The 22663-nt window shown below is 42.5% G+C and carries 18 protein-coding genes; 12 read left to right on the top strand and 6 right to left on the bottom strand.

From position 1 onward, the window contains the following. The first annotated feature begins 66 nt into the window (after nucleotides 1-66). On the top strand, nucleotides 67-1776 hold the full coding sequence (locus tag ACFQ21_RS12475; protein ID WP_377579480.1) for a GMC oxidoreductase: 1710 nt from the start codon (nucleotides 67-69) through the stop codon (nucleotides 1774-1776). Nucleotides 1777-1823: 47 nt separating this feature from the next. Beyond that, nucleotides 1824-2426 carry a gluconate 2-dehydrogenase subunit 3 family protein gene (locus tag ACFQ21_RS12470; protein WP_377579478.1) on the top strand — a complete coding sequence of 201 codons (603 nt, stop codon included), beginning with the start codon at nucleotides 1824-1826 and terminating at the stop codon, nucleotides 2424-2426. A 262-nt stretch (nucleotides 2427-2688) separates the two neighbouring features. Here the strand turns inward: ACFQ21_RS12470 and fabG are convergent, their stop codons facing one another. Continuing rightward, the gene (fabG, locus tag ACFQ21_RS12465; protein ID WP_377579476.1) at nucleotides 2689-3435 is read right to left on the bottom strand and encodes a 3-oxoacyl-[acyl-carrier-protein] reductase; all 747 of its coding nucleotides are present in this window, start codon (nucleotides 3433-3435) and stop codon (nucleotides 2689-2691) included. 138 nt (nucleotides 3436-3573) lie between these two features. Between fabG and lpdA the strand changes: the two genes are divergently transcribed. Further along, nucleotides 3574-4965, top strand: coding sequence for a dihydrolipoyl dehydrogenase (gene lpdA, locus ACFQ21_RS12460; RefSeq protein ID WP_377579474.1), 1392 nt, complete (start codon nucleotides 3574-3576; stop codon nucleotides 4963-4965). An 89-nt stretch (nucleotides 4966-5054) separates the two neighbouring features. On the opposite strand, the gene ACFQ21_RS12455 is transcribed toward lpdA, so the two are convergent. The 3 genes from ACFQ21_RS12455 to ACFQ21_RS12445 all read right to left on the bottom strand — a co-directional run bounded on the left by ACFQ21_RS12455 (nucleotide 5055) and on the right by ACFQ21_RS12445 (nucleotide 10946). After that, entirely contained in the window at nucleotides 5055-7310 is a 2256-nt protein-coding gene (locus ACFQ21_RS12455) for a TonB-dependent receptor (protein WP_377579472.1), read from the bottom strand. A 154-nt stretch (nucleotides 7311-7464) separates the two neighbouring features. Beyond that, a complete protein-coding gene (locus ACFQ21_RS12450; protein WP_377579470.1) occupies nucleotides 7465-7845 on the bottom strand; it encodes a hypothetical protein in 381 nt (126 codons plus the stop codon). Nucleotides 7846-7982: 137 nt separating this feature from the next. Continuing rightward, a complete protein-coding gene (locus ACFQ21_RS12445) occupies nucleotides 7983-10946 on the bottom strand; it encodes a glycosyltransferase family 117 protein (protein WP_377579468.1) in 2964 nt (987 codons plus the stop codon). Nucleotides 10947-11090: 144 nt separating this feature from the next. Between ACFQ21_RS12445 and ACFQ21_RS12440 the strand changes: the two genes are divergently transcribed. Then, nucleotides 11091-12203 (top strand): DegT/DnrJ/EryC1/StrS family aminotransferase, encoded by a 1113-nt coding sequence (locus ACFQ21_RS12440; protein ID WP_377579466.1) that lies wholly within the window; start codon nucleotides 11091-11093, stop codon nucleotides 12201-12203. A 278-nt stretch (nucleotides 12204-12481) separates the two neighbouring features. Here the strand turns inward: ACFQ21_RS12440 and ACFQ21_RS12435 are convergent, their stop codons facing one another. Beyond that, entirely contained in the window at nucleotides 12482-13120 is a 639-nt protein-coding gene (locus ACFQ21_RS12435) for a hypothetical protein (protein WP_377579464.1), read from the bottom strand. 65 nt (nucleotides 13121-13185) lie between these two features. Here ACFQ21_RS12435 and ACFQ21_RS12430 point away from each other — a divergent pair, with 65 nt between their 5' ends. Continuing rightward, the gene (locus tag ACFQ21_RS12430; protein ID WP_377579462.1) at nucleotides 13186-14418 is read left to right on the top strand and encodes a tetratricopeptide repeat protein; all 1233 of its coding nucleotides are present in this window, start codon (nucleotides 13186-13188) and stop codon (nucleotides 14416-14418) included. Between the two features lie 71 nt (nucleotides 14419-14489). Then, nucleotides 14490-15818, top strand: coding sequence for a hypothetical protein (locus ACFQ21_RS12425; protein WP_377579460.1), 1329 nt, complete (start codon nucleotides 14490-14492; stop codon nucleotides 15816-15818). Here ACFQ21_RS12425 and ACFQ21_RS12420 read toward each other — a convergent pair. Beyond that, a complete protein-coding gene (locus ACFQ21_RS12420; RefSeq protein ID WP_377579457.1) occupies nucleotides 15770-16672 on the bottom strand; it encodes a glycosyltransferase in 903 nt (300 codons plus the stop codon). The genes ACFQ21_RS12425 and ACFQ21_RS12420 overlap by 49 nt on opposite strands. A 362-nt stretch (nucleotides 16673-17034) precedes the next feature. Here ACFQ21_RS12420 and ACFQ21_RS12415 point away from each other — a divergent pair, with 362 nt between their 5' ends. The 6 genes from ACFQ21_RS12415 (at nucleotide 17035) to ACFQ21_RS12390 (ending at nucleotide 22634) form a co-directional block, all read left to right on the top strand. Beyond that, nucleotides 17035-17868 (top strand): ABC transporter permease, encoded by an 834-nt coding sequence (locus ACFQ21_RS12415; protein WP_377579455.1) that lies wholly within the window; start codon nucleotides 17035-17037, stop codon nucleotides 17866-17868. Then, on the top strand, nucleotides 17865-19058 hold the full coding sequence (locus ACFQ21_RS12410) for an ABC transporter ATP-binding protein (protein WP_377579453.1): 1194 nt from the start codon (nucleotides 17865-17867) through the stop codon (nucleotides 19056-19058). Before ACFQ21_RS12415 ends, ACFQ21_RS12410 begins: the two co-directional genes overlap by 4 nt. Then, nucleotides 19051-19749 carry a TylF/MycF/NovP-related O-methyltransferase gene (locus ACFQ21_RS12405; protein WP_377579451.1) on the top strand — a complete coding sequence of 233 codons (699 nt, stop codon included), beginning with the start codon at nucleotides 19051-19053 and terminating at the stop codon, nucleotides 19747-19749. The genes ACFQ21_RS12410 and ACFQ21_RS12405 overlap by 8 nt, the downstream gene beginning before the upstream one ends. Continuing rightward, complete coding sequence (locus ACFQ21_RS12400; RefSeq protein WP_377579449.1) at nucleotides 19746-20477, top strand: class I SAM-dependent methyltransferase; 732 nt, start codon at nucleotides 19746-19748, stop codon at nucleotides 20475-20477. The genes ACFQ21_RS12405 and ACFQ21_RS12400 overlap by 4 nt, the downstream gene beginning before the upstream one ends. Nucleotides 20478-20633: 156 nt before the next feature. Further along, nucleotides 20634-21653, top strand: a complete 1020-nt coding sequence (locus ACFQ21_RS12395; protein WP_377579447.1) for a glycosyltransferase family 2 protein — start codon at nucleotides 20634-20636, stop codon at nucleotides 21651-21653. A gap of 39 nt (nucleotides 21654-21692) precedes the next feature. Beyond that, the gene (locus ACFQ21_RS12390; protein ID WP_377579445.1) at nucleotides 21693-22634 is read left to right on the top strand and encodes a hypothetical protein; all 942 of its coding nucleotides are present in this window, start codon (nucleotides 21693-21695) and stop codon (nucleotides 22632-22634) included. Nucleotides 22635-22663: the final 29 nt, after the last annotated feature.

Genomic DNA, 22663 nt, shown 5'->3' with positions numbered 1-22663 from the left:
AAAAAGCAGTTTAAATTTTTCATTCACGATATTAAGTCGTTAATTAATCGTTCAAACCTACCAGACATGAACCTAAATATTGAAGCGCAAAAACAAAATACCTATGATGCTATTGTTGTAGGTACGGGTATAAGCGGAGGATGGGCGGCAAAAGAGCTGACAGAGAAAGGACTAAAAACGCTTGTACTGGAACGGGGCCGGGATGTAAAGCACCAGGTTGATTACCCTACCATGACGAAAGACCCATGGCAGTTACCGCACGGTAATAAACTTACCGAAGAAGAATTAAAATTTTACCCGGTTCAATCTCGTACGTACTGGGTAAACCAAGCCAATAAACATTGGTGGGTAAATGATCTTGAAAATCCATATACAGAAGTAAAACCGTTCGACTGGATTCGTGGCTATCATGCCGGTGGACGTTCTCTTATGTGGGGTAAACAAACATACCGGTTGTCGGATCTTGATTTCGAAGCCAATGCAAAAGATGGTGTTGGTATAGATTGGCCTATACGCTATAAAGATCTTGCTCCGTGGTACGACTATGTAGAGTCATATATAGGTGTAAGCGGTCAGGCAGAAGGTATACCGCATTTGCCCGATGGTAAATTTCTTCCGCCTATGGAATTGAATTGTGTTGAAGAAGTATTTCGCGATAAACTATCCGAGAAATTCGGAAGGAAACTTACGATAGGTCGCGTAGCACATTTAACGGCTCCGCTTCCGCACGATCCTTCACGCGGTGTTTGCCAGTCGCGTAACATGTGCGATCGCGGTTGTCCGTATGGTGCATACTTTAGCAGCAATGCTTCTACGTTGCCGGCTGCCATGAAAACAGGTAACATGACGTTGCGTCCACACTCTATTGTTCATTCAGTAATTTATGACGAACAAAAGCGCAAGGCTATAGGTGTTCGCGTGCTGGATGCCAATACAAAAGAAGAGATTGAGTTTTTTGCGAAAGTTATATTCCTGAACGCATCTGCATTGGCGAGTACATTTGTTCTGTTAAACTCGATTTCAAGCAGTCATCCGCAAGGGCTCGGTAATAACAGTGGTCATCTTGGTCATTACTTAATGGATCATCAATACCGTACCGGTGCCGAGGCAGACGTAGAGGGCTTTGAAGATAAATACTATATCGGTCGCAGACCAAACGGTATATATATACCACGCTTCCGGAATATAGGCAACGATAAACGTACAGACTATATACGTGGTTTCGGATATCAGGGTGGTGCAAGTCGTGAGAGTTGGGCACGTGGTGTTGCGGAGATGTCGTTTGGAGCAGATCTGAAGAAGTCGTTAGAGAATCCGGGGCCGTGGAAGATTGGTATAACCGGTTTTGGCGAGTGTCTGCCATACTATGAAAACAAAGTAACAATCAACGCCGATAAGAAAGATATATATGGTTTGCCGACACTCAACATCGATGCCGAGTGGAAGGAGAACGAAAAAGCAATGCGCAAAGACATGAAAGAGTCAGCCGCTGAGATGCTGGAAGGTGCGGGTTTCAAAAACGTAAGAACGTATGATGTAGCCGATAACATGGGACTCGGTATTCATGAAATGGGCACGGCACGTATGGGTAAAGATCAGAAGACATCGGTACTAAACAAATGGAACCAGGTGCACGATGCGCCCAATGTGTTTGTAACAGATGGTGCCTGTATGACATCTTCTGCTTGCCAGAATCCATCGCTAACCTATATGGCGCTAACAGCTCGCGCAGCAGACTATGCTGTGAACGAATTGAAGAAAGGAAATCTGAAATAACAAGACTATATATACTGATTATCGGTATCAACAAAAATATAAATGCTATGAACAGACGTGAAGCATTACAACGTACAGCCCTTGCACTGGGCTATGCCGTAACCGGACCTGCATTGATCGGCATGCTGAATGGTTGCAAGGCCGCTCCTGAATTAAATTATGCACCCCAGTTCTTCACACCCGAGCAGGCATTGCTCATTGCCGAACTTGCTGAAGTGCTCGTACCTAAAACAGATACACCCGGTGCCAAAGATGCTGGGGTGCCTGCTTTTATAGATGGTATATTAAAAGAGGTTTATCCGCAGGCTGATAAAGACAGGTTTACAAAAGGTCTTACAGATTTTGATGAAGAAGCGAAGAAGACATACGGAGAACCTTTTGCTACATGCAGCACTGACGAGAAAATAGCGCTGGTAAAAAAACATCATGAAGATGCACTTTCGAAGTCATCCGGAGGTGGTTCTGTTGGATGGTGGAGGGCCGGAAGTGATGGCGGAAAACCATTTATACTAGAGATGAAAGAACTAACACTATTAGGGTTCTTCACCAGTCAGGCCGGAGCAACACAGGTACTGCAATACAACCAGGTACCGGGACCATACAAAGGCTGCGTGCCGCTAGCCGAAGTTGGCAAAGCGTGGGCAACGTAGAAGGAAAGGCTGCGAGCTCTGAGAGGAGAGACAAGTTGCTGGTTGCTAACTGCGGGAGGGAGCCGGTATAGGAAAAGATTACTGCTGAAAAACATTCAGTACTTATCAAAAAATATAGGTATATAATTCTAAAAGTTTCAGAACTATATACCTATTTCAATTTACTTGATATCACTCAATTTATGAGTACTGTTAAATATGCAGTGCACTTCACATTCCCACTCATGCCTCACACCTCTAACAAATAGTAATTAACAGCTCTTTAAGTGAGCATGCCCCCATCAACCTGCAACACCTGTCCTGAAATATAGGTCGACATATCGGACCCTAGGAACACACATGCATCAGCTACATCTTCAGGTCTGCCACCGCGTTTCAGCGGTATAGCATCACGCCACGATTGAACTGTTTTAGGATCGAGTACAGCAGTCATTTCGGTTTCAATGAAGCCCGGAGCTATAGCATTGGAACGGATTCCGCGTGAACCTAATTCCAGCGCAACAGATTTGGTAAAGCCAATGATACCGGCTTTCGATGCAGCATAATTGGCCTGGCCTGCATTACCTTTTATACCTACAACCGAAGTCATATTAATAATAGAGCCGCTCTTTTGTTTCATCATTTGCTTGGTAGCAGCCTTCACCGTGTTGAAGCACGATTTCAGGTTAACGTTGATAACCTTGTCCCACATTTCTTCCGTCATGCGGAGCAATAAAGTGTCCTGCGTAATACCGGCATTGTTTACCAGTATATCCAGCGAGCCAAAATCTGCAATAACATCGTTTACAAGTTTTTCAGCCTGCGCATAATCTGAAGCGTCAGACCTGTAACCTTTTGCTTTTATACCTTTTGCAGCAAGTTCAGCCTCCAGAGCTTGTCCTTGTTCAACGCTGGATAAATATGTAAAGGCAACATTAGCACCTTGTTCGGCATATTTGAGAGCGATTGATCTTCCGATACCTTTCGAAGCCCCGGTAACGAGGGCGGTTTTTCCCTGTAAAAGTTTCATGTTTAAAAATTCAAGGTTTAAGGTTCCAGGGCCTACAGCCCGGTCCGTTAAGCGGTCAAAAATAGCAATCCTTTTTTAAACTGTATGTAAATGTAGCGTCAGCCATTATCTTTGGCAGCGAATTTTAAATACTATGCTATGTCAAAATATGATCTGATCGTAATCGGAAGTGGTCCTGGCGGATATGTAGCTGCCATTCGGGCATCTCAGCTGGGAATGAAAGTGGGTGTGGTAGAAAAAGCTGAAATTGGAGGTATCTGTTTGAACTGGGGCTGTATCCCAACCAAAGCACTGTTAAAAAGTGCCAATGTCTTTGAATATATCAAGCATGCAAAAGATTATGGCGTAGATGTAAAAGACTTCAAAGCAGATTTTGATGGTATCGTAAAACGTAGCCGTGATGTAGCGGCCAGCAATAGCAAAGGCGTTCAGTTTCTTTTCAAAAAGAATAAGATAGACCTGATCGAAGGCTTCGGTAAACTGAAAAAAGGTGGCAAGGTAGAAGTAACGGATGCTGCCGGTAAAAAAACAGATTATGAGGCTAAACATACTATACTGGCAACGGGCGGACGCTCACGCGAATTGCCAAGTATGAAGATCGATGGCAAGAAGATCATCGGCTATCGTGAAGCAATGATACTGAAAGAGCAACCTAAAAAATTACTCGTAGTAGGTTCAGGTGCTATTGGTGTTGAGTTCGCTTACTTCTATAGCACACTCGGTACAGAAGTTACCATCGTTGAGTTCTTGCCACGTATTGTACCCGTAGAAGATGAAGAAGTATCAAAAACACTTGATAAAATCTTCAAGAAGAACGGTATGAAGATCTATGTTAACTCGGAAGTAACGAAAGTAGATACATCTGGCAAAGGATGTGTGGCTACGGTGAAGACTCCGGATGGCGAGATCAAACTTGAAGCCGATGTAGTTCTTTCCGCTGTAGGTGTTGCCACAAACCTGGAAGGTATAGGTCTCGAAGAAGTTGGTGTAAAGACTGATAAAGGAAAAGTAATTGTAGATGATTTCTATAAGACAAGCGTTCCGAATGTATATGCTATTGGTGATATCGTAAAAGGACAAGCGCTTGCTCACGTAGCATCGGCGGAAGGTATAATTTGTGTTGAGAAAATTGCCGGCCAAAATCCGGAGCCTCTTAACTATAACAATATACCGGGCTGTACCTACTGCTCTCCTGAAATTGCTTCTGTTGGCTATACCGAAGAAGGTGCGAAGAAAGCCGGATACGAAATCAAAGTTGGTAAGTTCCCGTTCAGCGCTTCTGGTAAAGCGAAAGCAGCCGGAGCAACGGATGGTTTTGTGAAAGTAATTTTCGATGCTAAATATGGCGAGTGGTTAGGTGCTCACCTCATTGGTGCCAACGTGACGGAAATGATCGCTGAAGTTGTTGCTGCGCGCAAGCTGGAAACAACAGGTCACGAGATCATCAAATCTGTTCACCCGCACCCTACCATGAGTGAAGCCATTATGGAAGCTGCTGCTGCTGCTTATGGTGAAGTGATCCATATATAGTATATACCGCATGGACCTGGTTTAAAATAGGAGAAGCCCCGCATCACGGGGCTTCTTTGTTTTAAGCAAGTTTGACTTATTACTACACGCTAAAAGAATACTGAAACTCCTGCCTTTAAGAAGAAAGGTGTTCCCGGTGTAAAGTGTATTTCAGAAACAGGTTCAGCCTCATTAAATAATCGCGACTCCGTGTCGAACTGCGCTTCTTTCCACTTGGTATTAAATATATTCTCGGCAGTAAAGCTCAGCTCGAAACGCGTCCGTGTATATTTCACAATAGCATCTGCCAGAAAATATCCATCAGCTACTACCGAGTTATCTTCATTGGCAGCACGATCGCCCATATACCGATAACGCAAGCTGCCGTTCAGGCCGTTCTTCATGCGGAAGGTAAGTCCGCCAATGCTGGTAAACGTAGGCGCTAATGGTATATAATCTTGTCCTTCCGGTTCGCCTTTGGATTTCGGATCAGTCAGGTTAACATCAGTATCGAAATATAGCCAAGGTGCCACCTGGTAACGAATCGATACGTCAATTCCTTTCCGTGACGTTTTTCCGCTTGGCTCTACAATGCCTTCATCTCCTACATATACAAATTCCTGATCGAGATCGAGTGTCCACAGCGCAGCGTTTACAATAATAGAATTCCCCAGCTTCCAGGTACCCCCTATGTCTATACCGTACGCTTTGGGCAGAATATCTTCGCCACTTTCAGCCACAACAACACGTGTATCGTTGGAGTGAAACCCTATACCGCTTTTAATGAAGAGGTTCAGATTCGGTGTAGCGTTATAGCTGATGTTAAACTTCGGTGATACAGCAGCTTTACTGACACTCTGCTTTTTGTAATCGGCTGTTAAAGCATCTGTATAGTTAAATGTAAAATGATCGAGTCGCACAGCAGCATTCAGCGAGAGTCTATGCGACAGGTAAAGCGTTTCATTCACATACGCGAATAAATTAGTCTCATCTATATCACCACGGGCTACATCATTGATGAATTGCTTGCGCGAACGAGTATGGTATAAATGAATATCATTCACATCATCATACCGAAAGCCCGCACCGATTTTACTGAGTAATGTTTTTTGTCCTAATAAAGATTCGCGATGATAGTTGCCGTGGTACCCATATATATTTCGAGATTCACTTTGTGTGATCTGATCACCATTAACCGGATCGTTCAGAAAGAATGTAAAATTCGAGATGAGTTTAAAGTGATACTTGGTATAGTATAATTGATTCTCAAATATACCTCCATCGTCCTGGGCTACAGTATGTTTTACCCACGCGTTGGTGCGCGAAGTTTCTCCGCCTTCAGTGGGGTCGATGGAACCGAAGCGTGATATGACTCCACTTTCAACAGCTCGTTCCGGTACTTGTCCCGAAGCATCCCAGCTACTGGTAAATGTAGAGGCGCCTATGGTGAGCGTCTGGTTATCATTTATCGTAGTGTTATACTTGGTCATCAGGTTAATCCGGTTGAAGTACTGGTTATACTGAAAGTATCCGTCTGTTCTGAAAAACTCGGAAGCTATATATAGGTTTTCGCGCTTGTTGCCTTCGTTTCGCTTCAGAAGATTGATCGCGTTTACATTTCGCAACGTGCCGAATCTTCCACCCTCAATCTTTACCATATTCTGATCAAGTGAATTACGCGTAAGGAAAGATGCGTAGCCAGCAGTGGTCAGGTTGCCTTTATCAGCATAGTATGGTCCTTTGTTGAAATCGACATGATCAACGAGTTCCGGTATAAGAAAGTGAAGATCGGAGTAACCCTGTCCATGTGCATGCGACACCATGTTTACCGGTAAACCATCTACTTCCAGGTTTATATCAGTGCCATGGTCAATATCAAAGCCTCGTAAAAATATTTGTTCGGCTTTACCACCACCGGCATGTTGGGCGATAAATAAACCGGGCACCATGCGAAGTATATCCTGCGATGTGTTAACAGGTCGCAGTTTGATATCAACCTGCGAAATAGTGTTGGCATCATGATCTGGCTGACCGGTAATTACAACATCTGATAAAAGTAAACCTCCGGGTGTTAATGCAGTCGTGAGAGTTGCCGTTTCGCCATCCTTGATTATTACTTGCTGACTTACGGAGGCATAGCCTATATTGGAGACCGTTACATTGTAGTCTCCCGGTGGTATATTTCTAAATTGGAAACGCCCCAATTTATCGGCTGATGTGCCACGTTGCAATGATTGTATAAAAATGTTTGCATCGGGCAGTGGGGTGTTTTCTGAATTAGTAATCACTCCGGTAAGTGTTCCTTGCGCCACAGCTATATGAATGGCGAACAAAAACATACCGAAATGAAGTATGGTATATTTCATTGGTTTTAATAATCAAATAGTAGAAAAATGAAAACAGTATATATCCTGACGAAGGATACATCTTGAAGAAAAAGTCCGTACAAGTGCACCTGGCAATTTTGTTTGCAAAAGCACGTCATCTGGTGAAATCACCAGAATAGGAGCATATATATACTTATGCTATTTGAGGAGGAGGTGTTGATGGATTACTGTCAACGTGCTGAAGAGAAAATGTGCCAGGCATTCCCAATATACCCGTATAAGAGATGATAAATGAAAAGGACGGACGTTGCTGATAGTAAAGAAAGAAATGAATTAAGGACGGGAATTCTGTACCCTCAGCGGAATTATTTTCAGAAAGGTGATGATGATCGTGTGTATCATGATGATGTTCATGATCATGAAATGTGTGATGGTGATCATGATCGTGATTATGCAGGTTGCTATGATAATGAGTTGCCATCCAGTGCAACATATCGTGCCCTATCTCCAACGATCCATAGCTGAGCATGGAAAGTGCGTAGAGTGTTAACAATATGGCGGTAACCTGTTTCACAATCAGAATAACAAGAGCTTATCCCCGGACCATAAAGTTCAGGAAACAAAACGGCAATAAAAAGATTTAGCGATGATCCGTTAAAAAGAAGCGATTAAAAAACCCTTCGGGGATTCCGAAGGGTTCTTGTATTTAGTTTAGTAGTTGGATCGATCCAGCTGAAACGTTGAAGAGTGTTTCGAGTATGCATCTTCAATTTTCTTGGCAAGCTCCTCTTCACCGTAGCGGTGTAATGTATTTTGCAACTCGCCCAGTATAACAATGTTGATCTGTAGCTCGCGGCCGTATTCACGTTTCTTGATATAGTATTCGGCCAGTTGATCAGCACGTGTCCACATGGCATCGGCAACTTCAATGGCTTTTTCTTTTTCACCAACTTCGAAGAGTAAGCCTACTGCCTGTGCAGATGTATAGTCGTAACGAACAGAAGCATCCGGCATTTTTGCAAGACTGAATAACAACACTTCGCGGGCTTTTGCTGAATCACCTTTCTTGATCAGCGCTTCAGCCAATGAATTGAAACTGCTGCGGTGGTTCAAAATAAAGTTACGGTAATCCTGTGTATAGTATACCGAAGGGTCGTCCACATTTCTGAACTGGAATTTCTTCGTCATGTTTTCGAAGCTTACAGTAGTGTTCACCAGTTCTGACTGGTTAAACGGCTTCGGATTCAGTACCGGTAAAATGCGATATGCATTTCCTTCCTGTACAACATAACGGCTCAGGTCTACATTAAACTGCGCCAATGATGTATTGTTAACATATAGCGGGCGCTCCCAGTTTCCGGTAGCGAGCAGATCAAGCATAGCCAGATCTTTACGCTCCAGTGAATTTCCTTTTACGCGTAAATGCATTTCAGGTACCACGAGGCTATCCATTCCTTCCGGAATTATACCGAGTTGTTTTACCCTGTCGACATCTACTTTCAATACAATGTCTTTGGTAGGAAGCATATAGCGCTCGCCACGGTATTCAGGGTTCAACAGGCTCTTGTTGTTATCGCGCAGTAACTGGAGATACTTAACAAGATCCATTTGTTTGATGCCGGCATTATAGTATGGTATATATTGCGTTTTATCGTCACGGTAATTGGCAAGGGTTAATGTATATGGGAACGGCTTCGACTCGTATGCACTGCGCGTAGTCTGCTCGATGTACCAGTCTGTATTGTAGTAACTCAATACAATAACACGAAGATCAGTGCGCACGCCTTCAACATCCTGTGCATACCATAGCGGGAAGGTATCATTATCACCACCCGTAAAGAGCACACCATCCTTCGCGCACGACTGCAGGTAATTCACGGCAGAGTCAACCGAGAAGTAACGATTAGCACGATCGTGATCGTCCCAGCCCTGCTGTGCCATCAGTACCGGTGCAGGCAGTGCAATGAGTGTAGCTACAATGCCGGCTGTTCGCAGATTGCCCAGATATTTACCTAATGTCTCCGCTATAGCAATTACAGCAAAACCTATCCAGAAGCAGTATGCATAATACGATCCGGTATAGATATAGTCACGCTCGCGCGGCTCGGTAGGAGGCGAGTTCAGGTATATAACAAGGGCAACACCGGTAAGTATAAACAGCAGCGCTACAACAACAAAGTTACGCGTGTTGTGCACCGACTGGTAGAACATACCTACAAGTCCGAGTACAAACGGAATCATAAAGAAGTTATTCCGTCCACGGTTTTCAGAAAGCATAGGCGGGAGTTCTTCAAACCAGTTTGAGGGGCCCATCCAATCAGCATTCTGAATATCACTTTCGCGACCTGCAAAGTTGAAGAAGAAGTAGCGCACATACATCCAGCCAATCTGATGCTGAACCATGAAGCTAATGTTATCGCCAAAACTTGGCTTCTGTCCTTCCTGTAATCCTAATGTCTCACGGTATATCTGTGCATGATCCGGATCGCTGCTATAGATACGTGGTAATATAGTTTGCTGACCGGGTTCATATTCATACTCAAACTTATGATCCTTGATCTCATACTTGTCTTTTCCTTTCTTATAAATAGCGCCACCTTCTTTTATACCGATAGGTTGTGCCGTGAAATAAGGACCATACAACAACGGACGGCTTCCGTACTGCTCACGCTTCAGGTAGCTTACAAAGCTCATCACATCCGAAGGGTCATTCTCATCGATTGGTGTATTGTCGTTTGAACGGATAACCACCAGTGCATAAGATGCATATCCGATAAGTACAAAGGCTAGTGCATTTAATGCCGTATTGAGTAACACGTGTTCTTGTTTTTGAGAATATATAATTCCCCATATCAGTGCAGTAAATAGTAATAAAGCAAAGATGATCGCACCCGAACCGAATGGAAGACCTACGCTATTGATAAAGAATATCTCAAACTTGCCAGCTAATGTTGGCAGTCCCGGGATAATTATATCGTTGATGAAGAAAATGATCAACAGACTTACCAGCATGGCACCAATAACGCCCCAGGTAGTAGGCTTGTATTTTTTGAAATAGTAAATCAGTGCCAGGGCAGGGATCGTAACCAGGTTCAACAAGTGGACACCAATGGAAAGTCCCATCATATAGAATATAAGCAACAACCAGCGGTTGGCTTTTGATTCGTCTTCAATAACATCCCACTTCAACATCGCCCATACAACAAAGGCTGTGAAGAAAGATGACATAGCATATACCTCTGCTTCAACAGCCGAGAACCATGCAGAGTCAGTAAAGGTATAGGCCAGTGATCCGATCAGACCAGCGCCCATTAATACCCATGTTTTATCAGATGTTAATTCTTCTTCGGTTCTGATCTTCATCAGCTTGCGGCCAAACAGAACGATAGACCAGAAGAGGAACAATGCAGTGAAGGCACTGGCCAGTACACTGCTGAAGTTTATCCAGTAAGCAACTTTTGTTACATCACCGAAGGCAAGGAAAGAGAAGAGGCGGCCGAGCAAGAGAAAGAAAGGAGCTCCGGGCGGGTGAGGCACCTGTAACTTATACGATACCGAAATAAATTCACCACAATCCCAATAGCTGGCGGTTTCCTCCATGGTGAGCCAATACGTAATGAGAGCAACGGCAAAAACTATCCAGCCGGTGATGTTATTGGTTTTCTGAAAATTCATGTTGTATGAAAATGATGACCTGTAATTTAAAAGCCCGAAAATAAGGGAATTTTTACTTTTTCCGTGGAATAGATTTATAGAACGGCTACGGGTAATGAAGACGTGTATCTTTGAATCGGAAAAGTTTAGTTATAGGCACATCGCATGAGTAAAGAACCTATACCATTTTTATCGCTGGAGCCACAACACACTATCATAAAGACAGCCGTGCAGCAGGCTGTTCAACAGGTTTACGATCGGAGCGCTTTTGTGTTGGGCGAAGAAGTAAATGCCTTTGAAAAGGAGTATGCTGCATGGCATGAAATCCCCTTCTGTATAGGTGTCGGCAACGGGCTTGACGCATTGACCATGAGCTTGTTGGCGTGTGATGTAAAGCCGGGTGACGAGGTCATCGTTCCAGCTCATACTTACCTCGCCACATGGCTCGCTGTTAGCCGAACGGGTGCAACGGTTGTTCCGGTAGAACCGGATGAGAGTACGTTTAATATCGATACTTCAAGAATAGAAGAGGTGATAACACCCCGCACAAAAGCAATTTTACCGGTACATCTATATGGCCAGGCCTGCAACATGACAGCGATAATGGAACTGGCTGAGCGTCATAAACTTTTTACTGTTGAAGACAATGCGCAGGCACAGGGCAGCCGCTGGTTAAAGACTTTTACAGGCAGTTGGGGAACGATCAACGCTACTAGTTTCTATCCCACAAAAAATCTTGGAGCGTTGGGCGATGGAGGTGCTGTGACAACAGCTAGCGAACAACTCGCGACCTTCGTAAAACAGTATAGGAACTACGGACTTAAAGAAAAGAATATAGCACTATATCTGGGCGTGAACTCACGGTTGGATGAGATGCAGGCAGCAATTCTTCGCGTAAAATTAAAACATCTCGAAGCCTGGAATGAGCAACGCAGAGAACTTGCTTCACTATATCTTGAACAACTCAAGCATGTTGGTGATATAGTACTCCCGTTGTCTGATAAAGAAGCGGATCATGTATACCATCTGTTTGTGGTCCGAACGAAGTTCCGCGATAAACTCAGCTTCTATCTTACAGAACGTGGCATTGGTACCATGATTCACTATCCTGTTCCGCCACATCTACAGAGACCATACGAGTCGCTGAATTTTCGTAAAGGCGATTTCCCAATAACCGAAAAGATAGCAGAAACTTGTTTGAGCCTCCCCCTCTGGCCGGGAATGACAGAGCAGCAAGTAGCTCAGGTTTGTGAGGGAGTTAGGAAGTTTTTTCGATGAGGGAAGAAGAGAAGTCGGAAAGTTCGGAAGACCGAAAGTAAAACCCAGAAGATAGAATGTCAGAAATAAAAAATGTAGGGCTAAGCGGAGAAATTTAGAAGTAGAATTCATAGAGCTGAGAGTTCGAAAGCTCGTGGTGCGTAAGCGAGTAATCCATTGAGTATATATACCTCATCTTCCGGACTTCCGGTCTTTCTAAAGTTCGGACTCTAGAGAACGGCTCACCTTCTATACTTCAATTTTCAAGAAAGCCCACCAGTTTCCTGACTTCGGTCCTCTCAATCATACACCATAACATAAAACAACAACCACAAAAAGAATAGCAAAATATAGGAGCACGACACGATGATCCATACATATTGCTGGTCTTTGCGGGCGTAGTGATTAATGCCCATTACGAGCATATACCAATAGACTATCTCAAAAAGATTTAATGCGCGCAGCGGGTAGGCCCACCGTTTGTCGATGGAGTAATAATCAAAAAAATGCATGAGTGAAAACGGGTAGAAAGCACCAATGTCGTTGTAGCTGGGATCTGTCTCAATCACCATAAACCACATGATCTTCAGAACCTCCGGGATAAGAAAAATATATTCTGCACCGATTACCACACCCCAACATTGCGTATAGGTTACCCGGTAGCCGAACATGAAGCAACCAATCCAGATCACGAAGGCAATAACCGTGAATTTCCACAGGTAAATGAGCGGGATGGAAAACAGCTTCAGGCCGGCAATGATCTTCAGAATCATTCCTTCCGGACGATCCTGGAGAAACTCAAAGGCCGCAGTTTCGTTTTCGATAAAGGCGATTTTGATGTAGAGCAACAAGAGTGTTATCAGGCACAACAGAATGAATAACAATCTTTTGTCGGTAGCGAAGAATGATTTAGTTTCGGGTTCCGGGAATGTCGTCATGGAAAGTCGGGATTCAAATCTTCGGCCTTGATGCCGCAGGTTTTAATAAAGTTTAAAGCAAATAAATGGTAAAGCGTTCAGCGTTTCAAATGTATAAAGGTTCGGTGTTTGTCAGGCTTTTGATTGTTGCCTTTCTATTAGTAGCAGGTTTCTCTGCAAAAGCACAACTCACAACCCGAAAAGATACTACGATCATTTTGCTTTCCAGCGTGAGCGTGCAACTGGAGTGTACACAGGCATTGAACGATCTGTACAACTTCAAATTCGAGCGGGCCGAATTTCAATTTCATTACCTGCGCGCCCGGTATCGCTGGCACCCGCTTCCCTATTTTTTAATGGGACTGATCGAATGGTGGAAGATCATGCCGAATACAAAAGATACTTCGCACGATGATACTTTCCTGGCCTATATGGACTCAACCATTGAAGTAGGGGAAAAGCTTTACGATGATTACCCGGCTTACCGCACAGAAGCTGCTTTCTTTATGGCGGCTGCCTATGGTTTCAAGGGAAGGCTATATGCAGATGAAGAAAGAAAGAATTGGCGTAAAGCGGCATCGGCAGGTAAAGATGGCCTGGACTATCTCGAAGAATGTAAAGAGAAACAAGACTTAAGCCCGGAGCTTTTATTTGGCGATGCACTCTATAATTATTTTTCGGTGTGGGTGCCTGAAAATTACCCGGCATTAAAACCAGTTTTGTGGTTCTTTAAGAAAGGTGATAAAGCGTTGGGACTAAAGCAACTGAAGGAAGTGTCGTATAATGCATTCTATACCCGAACGGAAGCAATGGTATGGCTGATGCGTATACTCAATAGTTATGAGAACGATCAATATGGAGCATTTCAGATCAGTGAATATTTATACCAGACTTATCCTGACAATCCATACTTCCACCGGTACTATGCGCGCATGCTTTATTCCATGGGGCGCTTCACGGAAGCAGAACCGGTTTGTAGAAATATTTTAACACGCATTGATAGCGGCATGGTTGGTTATGAAGCCACCAGCGGCCGGTATGCATCTTTTTTTCTCGGGCAAATCTACGAGGCTCGCAAGCGGCTGGACGAAGCCAAAACTTACTATGAACTCTGTATGAAGTTTGCCGAACAGATTGAAGCTACCGAATCAGGATATTATTTATACTCCATGATTGCGCTTGGCGAAATTGCACAGAAGCAAGGCAACAAAGCAGAAGCCAAACGCTGGTTTAACCTGGTGAAGAAAAAGGCTGGCAGAAAAGATGAAGCTTATAAAGATGCCAAGCGAAGGTTAAAAGGACTTGAAAAGGGCGATTGATAACAGACCGTGATTGCAGTTTGTATTATCAATTGTAAAGGCTGAACTTTAAGCGTTGAAGATTTAAGAGCTTGGAACTCCGCGATTTCATTGTTACACCCATCGTCATTCTGATTGTTTATATTGTTGCCTATATATTGCGCAGCCGTATAACCGATGAGATAACGCGGCCTTATTTTTTTCCTGCACTCACCGCTAAAATTCTGGGCGCACTTGCCCTGGGGTTTATTTATCAATTTTATTATGGCGGAGGTGATACCTATAACTTTCACTCTTACGGCAGCCGACATATATGGGAAGCCTTTATGGACAATCCGGCTACAGGTTTCAAGTTGTTGTTTAGTGATGGCTCCAGTGAAGTAGGAATTTACAAGTACTCATCACTCATTCCTTTTTTTCACGACCGCTCATCATTCATGTTAATTCGCATTGCAGCTATATTTGATCTGTTTACATTCTCTTCATACTCCGCCACTGCCGTTTGTTTTGCCGTGATAAGTTTCATCGGGTTGTGGATGTTGTTTGTCGCGTTCTATGAGGTGCGGCCAGACTTGCATAAACTTATTGCTATTGCAACGCTCTTTATTCCGTCTGTTGTTTTTTGGGGATCAGGTTTGTTGAAAGATACCATTACCTTGGCCGGGCTCGGTATAGCAACGTTACTTATAAAAAGAATTTTCCTGGACAGAAGAATAAACATTTTCAGTGTATTGCTGTTGCTGCTTTGCTTTTACATTATTTTCTCGATCAAGAAATATATACTACTAACCTATTTGCCCGCGATAATGATATGGGTATATGCTACCAATTTATCGAAGATACGATCGATGGCATTTAAAGTTATGATGCTGCCGTTTGTTGCAGCCATTACAGTTGTATCCGGTTATTTTGCGATTAGTCAGGTTGGTAAAGATGACTCGCGCTACGCGTTGGACCAGCTCGGTAATACCGCCATGGTTACAGCCTATGATATAGCTTACCTTACAGGACATGATGCAGGAAGCACATATTCGCTGGGCGAACTTGATGGCTCTTTTGGTAGTCTTGTAAAACTTAGTCCGCAGGCTATAAATGTTTCGTTATTCAGGCCCTATATATGGGAAGCACGAAATCCGTTGATGCTGATGTCGGCCATGGAGTCGTTGGTGCTGTTGTCTTTAACAGTATATGTAGTATTCAAGCGTGGCTCAACGTTTTTTGCAGCATTAACAAACCCGCACATAATTTTTTGTATTGTCTTCAGCTTAACGTTTGCTTTTGCAGTAGGTGTATCCACCTTTAATTTCGGCACACTCTCGCGCTATAAAATTCCGTTACTCCCGTTCTATACCCTGGCACTCATCCTGATCTATCATGAGAACAAGGACAGGAATGTGGAAGAATTAGAAAGCACCGAGTAATGTTCAATCACTTTCTTTCTTCCCGCGGCACCAATGCGGTGTCGCAATGTCTCATCCTGAAGGAGTTTGTCAATGGCGTTAAACCATTCTTCTTCCGAAGAGCATAAGAAGCCGTTGATCCCCGATTCTATAATTTCAATATTAACCCCAACAGGCGAAACCACAGCCGGAATTTGCAGCGCCATATATTGCAGTGCTTTGAAGCCACATTTACCCTGTGCCCAGATATCGTCTGTTAAAGGCATAATACCAATATCAATTTTGCTCAGGTCTTCAATTTCAGTTTGCTCCTTCCAGGGAATGAACACGAGGTTGTTCAGTGGTAATTCAGGTTTTTTATTCGCGATTACTATAAACTGAAATATAGCACCATACTTTGTTTCAAGTTGTTTGAGAACAGGTATAACAACATCTATATATTTTAAAGTAGAGTGCGAGCCTGTCCAGCCAACCGTGATTTTCCCACTGGCATGTTTAGAATAACAGGCCGGATTGTGATGACCTTCCGTATCAATAGTTGTAGGATTGAACACAACATGGCGATTGAATTGCTTGGCAAAGCCGGCCAGGTAATTATTTCCGCAACTTACGCGATAGCTCCATTTACAAATCGATTGTGTTTTTGAATGCCACTTGATAATTGAGACAATCCTGTTTTCCGCGGAGGTGTTTGGAAGCCAGATCGCATCATCGAAATCATAAATAATTTTTTTTCGGAAAATTTTTGCAATGATCCATTCGAACACAGGCGGACCTACCGGCATAATTTCGCGGTGAATGAAAACGTAGTCAGCCTTGCCTATTTTTATAAGTAAGAATATTCTTTTTAATATTCCGGTTAAAAAACCAGCCACTTTTTGTGGTGTATGGCCACTTTTATAAAGAACACGCCAGGTTTTTATCCCCCAAAAAGATTGGTTATAACAACGAACTCCCGAATTTTCGAGCAACTTAAAATATTGTTCAAACCTGAAACGCTGCGAAGGCGACTCACTTAATGGGTAGGGGAATAAAAAGAATACATTCATGATTACCTTTGCAAAAATATTAAAACACAACAAACAAAAGCCTTCGTGATAGCACGTGTTAATGTGAGACAACTTTTAGAGTTTTATCCCAATCAGGGAAGTTAGATTTTTTAAAGTATTATGTTTTACATTGACATGTAGTGCGTTGCCAAAAATGGCTTACATGTTGTAACCGAAAGTCCCTTGCTATGAGTCAGTCACCCCCGGATACCGTAATTGAACCAGCCAGTCGCCTGTCATTCAACTTCAGGGAGCTATGGAGCTACCGCGAGTTGTTTTATTTTTTTACCTGGCGCGATATCAAAGTAAAATACAAGCAGACTGTTTTGGGTATTTTTTGGGTGATGCTTCAACCGCTGCTCATGATGATCATCTTCACGTTCTTCTTCGGAAGAATGCTCGGGGTTAACACAGGTGGAATTCCATATTCTGTTTTTGCTTTCTCAGGTTTGTTGCTTTGGAATTTCTTTTCAACATCCGTAACAAACGCAGGTAACAGCATGGTGCTGAACGCACCCATCATCAAGAAGATATATTTCCCCAGGCTGATTATACCATTATCATCCGTACTGGCATCACTCGTTGACCTCGCTGTTGCGCTTATTCTTTTTATTATCTACTTATTCTTTGCCCCGGTATCTATTAATATTCTAGAGCTTGTTTTCTTCTGGCCACTTGCTTTTGCATTGAGCCTTGTGGGAGCTGTGGGATTAGGTTGCTGGTTATCAGCACTTATGATCAAGTATCGCGACTTCCGTTTTGTAGTTTCGTTTGTAATGCAGGTAGCTTTTTTTCTCACGCCTATAGTATATCCTGTGTCGCGTATAGATTTATCTTTTCTCAGATACGTGTTAGCCTTAAACCCGATGTATGCTGCAATAACATTTTTTAGAGTGCCTTTAAGCACTGACCCCTTAGATCCGGTATTGATTACCATTAGCATTTGTGCTTCTATTGTATCGTTACTGTTAGGTCTTGGTTATTTTAGAAAAACAGAATTATTCTTTGCAGACCTGGCATGAAGCCTATACTTGAAGTTCAAAATATTTCCAAGAAGTTTCTGATCCAGCATCAGCAGCTTCCCTATTTAAGTTTCCGTGATAAACTTTCAGGTTTGTTCTCGGCTAAAGAAGCTACTGAAGAATTCTGGGCTTTGCGCGATATATCATTTGATGTACAACCTGGAGAGTCTATCGGTATCATCGGTAGAAATGGTGCCGGTAAATCTACTTTGCTGAAAATTCTATCACGCATTACTCCACCTACTACCGGTCGCATTACCGTACGCGGTCGCATTGCGAGTTTGTTGGAAGTAGGTACAGGATTTCACCAGGAACTTACCGGTCGCGAGAATATATTTATGAACGGCTCCATCCTCGGAATGAAACATGCCGAGATAAAAGCGAAGTTCGATGAGATTGTTGATTTCAGCGGTACCGAAAAGTTTCTGGATACACCACTGAAGCACTATTCAAGCGGCATGCAACTACGACTGGCATTTGCAGTAGCAGCACACCTGGAGCCAGAGATATTAATTATAGACGAAGTGCTCGCTGTAGGCGATGCCGAGTTTCAGAAGAAGTGTATAGGTAAAATGGAGACCGTAAACAAAAGCGGAAAAACCATTTTGTTTGTGAGTCACAATATGGCCGCTGTAAGTAATTTATGTCGAAGAGCTATACTGATAGAAAAAGGAGGACTAAAAAAGCAAGGCACCGTATCAGAAATCATTCATGATTATCAGGCTGCTTCACTTGGTGGTAACACAGCACAGTGGACAACTTCAGCGCCTGGTAAGTCAGCAGCCTATATCAGCCAGGTGGCTCTTCATCTTCAGGGAACACAACCATCCCATACTTTATCGGTAAAAATCGGCATTGCATCACAATCAAGACATAAAGATTTGTTTGTTGCATACGATATTTCAAATTCTATTGGTGTTCCTGTTTTGCAGGCGACACCAAAACAGCAACCTTTTATTAAGTTTTCGGAAACAGAACAAATTATAGAAACCGAAATTGAGCTGCCGCCTCTGATTCCGGATCAATACAAAGTTTCCGTGTGGATAGGAGAACACAATACAGAAACAATGTGTTGGGAGAAAGAGATTGTAGCTTTCGAGATTTCAGAATCTCCTGCAAAAGGCAGAAGCTTCCCACACTCACATAGCAATGGATTTATAGTACCCAACTCTCGAATCGTAAATGCATAGGTCATTAATAAAAAAAGTGTTGCGCCTGGGTGGTGTAGATGTAAGGCGCTATAACAGAGCGTTTGATCATTATGCTTCTCTATATGAAAAGTATAATACATATACCATGATACCGCAGGATTACTTTGCGCTTAACCTGGATTTGTGCAATGCATTTAAAGATATCAAGGGTGACTATGTAGAATGTGGTGTATGGCGAGGTGGCATGAGCGCTGCCATTGCTGAAGTATTAGGGAATGAAAGACGAGTTCACCTCTTCGATAGTTTCGAAGGACTACCGCCTGCAAAAGAGATTGATGGCAAGGCAGCAATGGCATGGCAGCAGAATGTGACGTCTCCGGGCTATTATGATAATTGTACGGCAGAAGAGTCGTATGCACATGACGCGATGAATCTGGCCGGGCACAAACTTTACAAAACGTATCGCGGTTGGTTTGAGAATACTTTGCCAACGTATGAGAAGCACCCTATCGGTATACTGCGTTTGGATGGAGATTGGTATGATTCCATCAAGACATGCCTGGATAATTTATTTCCCCATGTTGTACCGGGCGGAATAATTATTCTTGACGATTACTATACATGGGATGGCTGCGCACGTGCCGTGCACGATTATCTTTCGGCTACGCATACGCCAAGCAGAGTATATCAATGGAGAAATACGATCGGGTATATAATTAAGAAGAATTGAGCGCACTTTATATACATACTGAAAACGTTCATAACCTGACAGCTCCTCGCGAGGTGGCTCCATTGATTATGGAATTGATCGCGCCATCCAGTATACTCGATGTTGGCTGTGGTATCGGTACATGGCTTAAAGCGTTTGAACTGCTCGGTGTAACTGACTACTGCGGAGTAGACGGGAGTTATGTTAACAGAGATCTGTTGCAGATTCCTCAAAGTAAATTCCACCCGCAGGATCTTCGTCAGGAATGGAATTTAAACCGACAGTTCGACCTGGTTATTTCACTCGAAGTAGCAGAGCATCTTGACGAACAGTTTGCAGGGCATTTTGTTAACACTTTGATCAAACATGGAGATGTGATAATTTTTTCGGCAGCTATTCCGAAGCAGGGAGGGCAGAATCACGTAAACGAACAATGGCTGTCATTCTGGAAAGATAAGTTTGATTCGGTCGGGTATACTTTGTACGATGTGCTTCGTCCGGTGATATGGACAAACTCGAAGGTTGATGTGTGGTATAAACAGAATATGGTTGTTTTTTGTAAGGAAGGTCATCCGTTGAATGCTAAACTAAAGCCACTCTCTTCTGGCTATGTTGATGTTGTTCATCCCGACTTGTTTAGCTTCTATCGATACCAGGCAGAACGCGCTGAACTTTATGAGCAAGGCCAACTTGGTTTAAAGTTAGCGTTTAATGCGCTGGTGAAGGCTCTGACAAAAAGACTGCGATAGGTTGTACGTCTTCCGTTACATAACTGCGGGCTTACTATTTACAATTGACAAACGAAAGGATGGTATTCACATTCTACCAGACCAACGATTCAGAAAGCAAAGGATAAGATAGACCTTACATTTAAGGAGGGATAGGAAGATTTAATAACCGAAAGTATGCGTAATATGCCTGTTATTTCAGTCTTAATGCCAGTTTACAATGCTGAGCTTTATCTCCGCCAAGCTATTGATAGTATATTATCGCAGCATTTTGAGGACTTTGAGTTGCTTATATTTAATGATGGTTCTAAAGACAGCTCGAAGGAGATAATTCAATCTTTTTGCGATCCCAGAATCCATTTAATTGATTTCGAAAACAATCAGGGATATGTAACGCTGCTTAACTTGGGATTGCGAAAGGCCAGAGGAAAGTATATTGCACGAATGGATGCCGATGACATTGCACACCCTTACAGATTTCAAAAGCAATATGAGTTTCTTGAACAAAATAAAGAATATATCCTGTGTGGAACGAATTTTAAAATTGTTGATAGAGATCAAATAGTAAAGCTTCCATCCGATGATGAAGAAATTAAATTAAAACTACTTTACATAAATGCTTTCTGTCATCCATCCGTAATGTTTCGTGCGAGTACGATTAGAGAAAAAAGGATTCTTTACAGCACGGCACATATGCCTTTTGAAGACTACGAACTTTGGGTTAGAATTTCTGAGTTGGGGAAACTTAAAAATTTGCAGGAAGTATTGTTATGCTATCGCATACACGATAAAAATATTAGTTTAAAACAACGCACAAAGACGCAGCAGGAACTTAAACGTGAAACTCAAATCGGGTATATAAGAGAGTTTTTCAGGAACATGAACTTTGAACACTCAGAAGAATTGACTCTGCATAAGTTGTTCCATAAAAATTCCGGGTTTACACGTGATGAGTTAAAGTCCGTAGGGAAGTTAGTTCGATCTATTATTGATAAAAGTACAGTATACCCCGTGTCTACAAGAGCAGTGCATGACCTTTTAATAAGTATGTATTTTTATAGATGCACAACGTCTACCCACATCGGGTTACATTCTTTTATTTTGGCAAATCAGTTTAAACTGAAAGGAATATCTTTTTTTCAGAATTTAAAACTGTTGATCAAGGCTGTATTTAAATATAAATCTGTAATTGAATAGACGAAACTTTCATCGCGGTGAGATTAAATTAGAGAGTACATGGTGACAAATCCAATTATAAAAGTAGGTTTTTGTGTTTCATATGATTGGGAACTTCTGAAGAAATCGATTCCAAGAATATATGAACACGCTGATGTGATCTGTTTGGCAATTGATAGAGACCGGAAGTCGTGGGCGGGCAACGTTTATGATTTTGATAATGAAAATTTCTACAATTTTGTTTCATCGATTGATCGAGACGGTAAAATCAAGATTTATGAAGATTGCTTTTCATTACCGGAATTGAATGCTCGCCAAAATTGTAATCGTCACAGAATGTTGATCGCCGAAAAACTTAGGCCCGGAGGATGGCATATTCAGATTGACAGCGATGAATACTTCGTGGACTTTGGTTCTTTCGTTAAAGAGCTGAGGAAAATCAATCCTAATCCAACCGGGAAAGAAAAACCCTTAAATGTTTGTGCATATTGGGTTCCACTCATAAAGAAAACAAAGCTCGGATATATATATGTATCATTCCCAGATTCTATTCCTGAAATGGTTCCGATTGCCACTACTTTTCCAGATTACAAGCGAGCAAGGCACAACGACCATTTTAATCTTATAAGCCAGCATTATATTATTCATGAAACGTGGGCGAGATCAGAAAACGAGCTTTGGTTTAAAATCAATAATTGGGGACATGCGGCTGAAGAATTACAGGAGAAACAAAAGAGGTTAGCATATTATAATATGTGGAAGGCTTTAGATGAATATAACTTTCAATACGTAGCAAATTTTCATCCGGCGTCAGCAACCACTTGGCCCATGTTAGGTTTCTCTCCTGGAGAATCGGTTGAAGCGTTCATGAATAATTTTGTGGTTTCTAAACTTCCCTTGACAGGTTTTCAATTATTTTTAAGGAATAACCGAAATATTGCCAGAATAAAATTCTATTGGGATATTCTAGTATCAAAAATCGCTTACAAGCGAAATAAATAAATATGAGATTGATACCATTTTACTTGTAC

The sequence above is a fragment of the Ohtaekwangia kribbensis genome (assembly GCF_042676245.1).
GTDB classification, from domain to species: domain Bacteria; phylum Bacteroidota; class Bacteroidia; order Cytophagales; family Cyclobacteriaceae; genus Ohtaekwangia; species Ohtaekwangia kribbensis.
This window is presented reverse-complemented; position numbering and strand designations above follow the sequence as displayed.

Coding starts and splice junctions, on each gene's coding strand:
- ACFQ21_RS12475 (WP_377579480.1), top strand. CDS start 67: ATGAACCTAAATATTGAAGCGCAAAAACAAAATACCTATGATGCTATT.
- ACFQ21_RS12470 (WP_377579478.1), top strand. CDS start 1,824: ATGAACAGACGTGAAGCATTACAACGTACAGCCCTTGCACTGGGCTAT.
- fabG (WP_377579476.1), bottom strand. CDS start 3,435: ATGAAACTTTTACAGGGAAAAACCGCCCTCGTTACCGGGGCTTCGAAA.
- lpdA (WP_377579474.1), top strand. CDS start 3,574: ATGTCAAAATATGATCTGATCGTAATCGGAAGTGGTCCTGGCGGATAT.
- ACFQ21_RS12455 (WP_377579472.1), bottom strand. CDS start 7,310: ATGAAATATACCATACTTCATTTCGGTATGTTTTTGTTCGCCATTCAT.
- ACFQ21_RS12445 (WP_377579468.1), bottom strand. CDS start 10,946: ATGAATTTTCAGAAAACCAATAACATCACCGGCTGGATAGTTTTTGCC.
- ACFQ21_RS12440 (WP_377579466.1), top strand. CDS start 11,091: ATGAGTAAAGAACCTATACCATTTTTATCGCTGGAGCCACAACACACT.
- ACFQ21_RS12435 (WP_377579464.1), bottom strand. CDS start 13,120: ATGACGACATTCCCGGAACCCGAAACTAAATCATTCTTCGCTACCGAC.
- ACFQ21_RS12430 (WP_377579462.1), top strand. CDS start 13,186: ATGGTAAAGCGTTCAGCGTTTCAAATGTATAAAGGTTCGGTGTTTGTC.
- ACFQ21_RS12415 (WP_377579455.1), top strand. CDS start 17,035: ATGAGTCAGTCACCCCCGGATACCGTAATTGAACCAGCCAGTCGCCTG.
- ACFQ21_RS12410 (WP_377579453.1), top strand. CDS start 17,865: ATGAAGCCTATACTTGAAGTTCAAAATATTTCCAAGAAGTTTCTGATC.
- ACFQ21_RS12405 (WP_377579451.1), top strand. CDS start 19,051: ATGCATAGGTCATTAATAAAAAAAGTGTTGCGCCTGGGTGGTGTAGAT.
- ACFQ21_RS12395 (WP_377579447.1), top strand. CDS start 20,634: ATGCGTAATATGCCTGTTATTTCAGTCTTAATGCCAGTTTACAATGCT.
- ACFQ21_RS12390 (WP_377579445.1), top strand. CDS start 21,693: ATGGTGACAAATCCAATTATAAAAGTAGGTTTTTGTGTTTCATATGAT.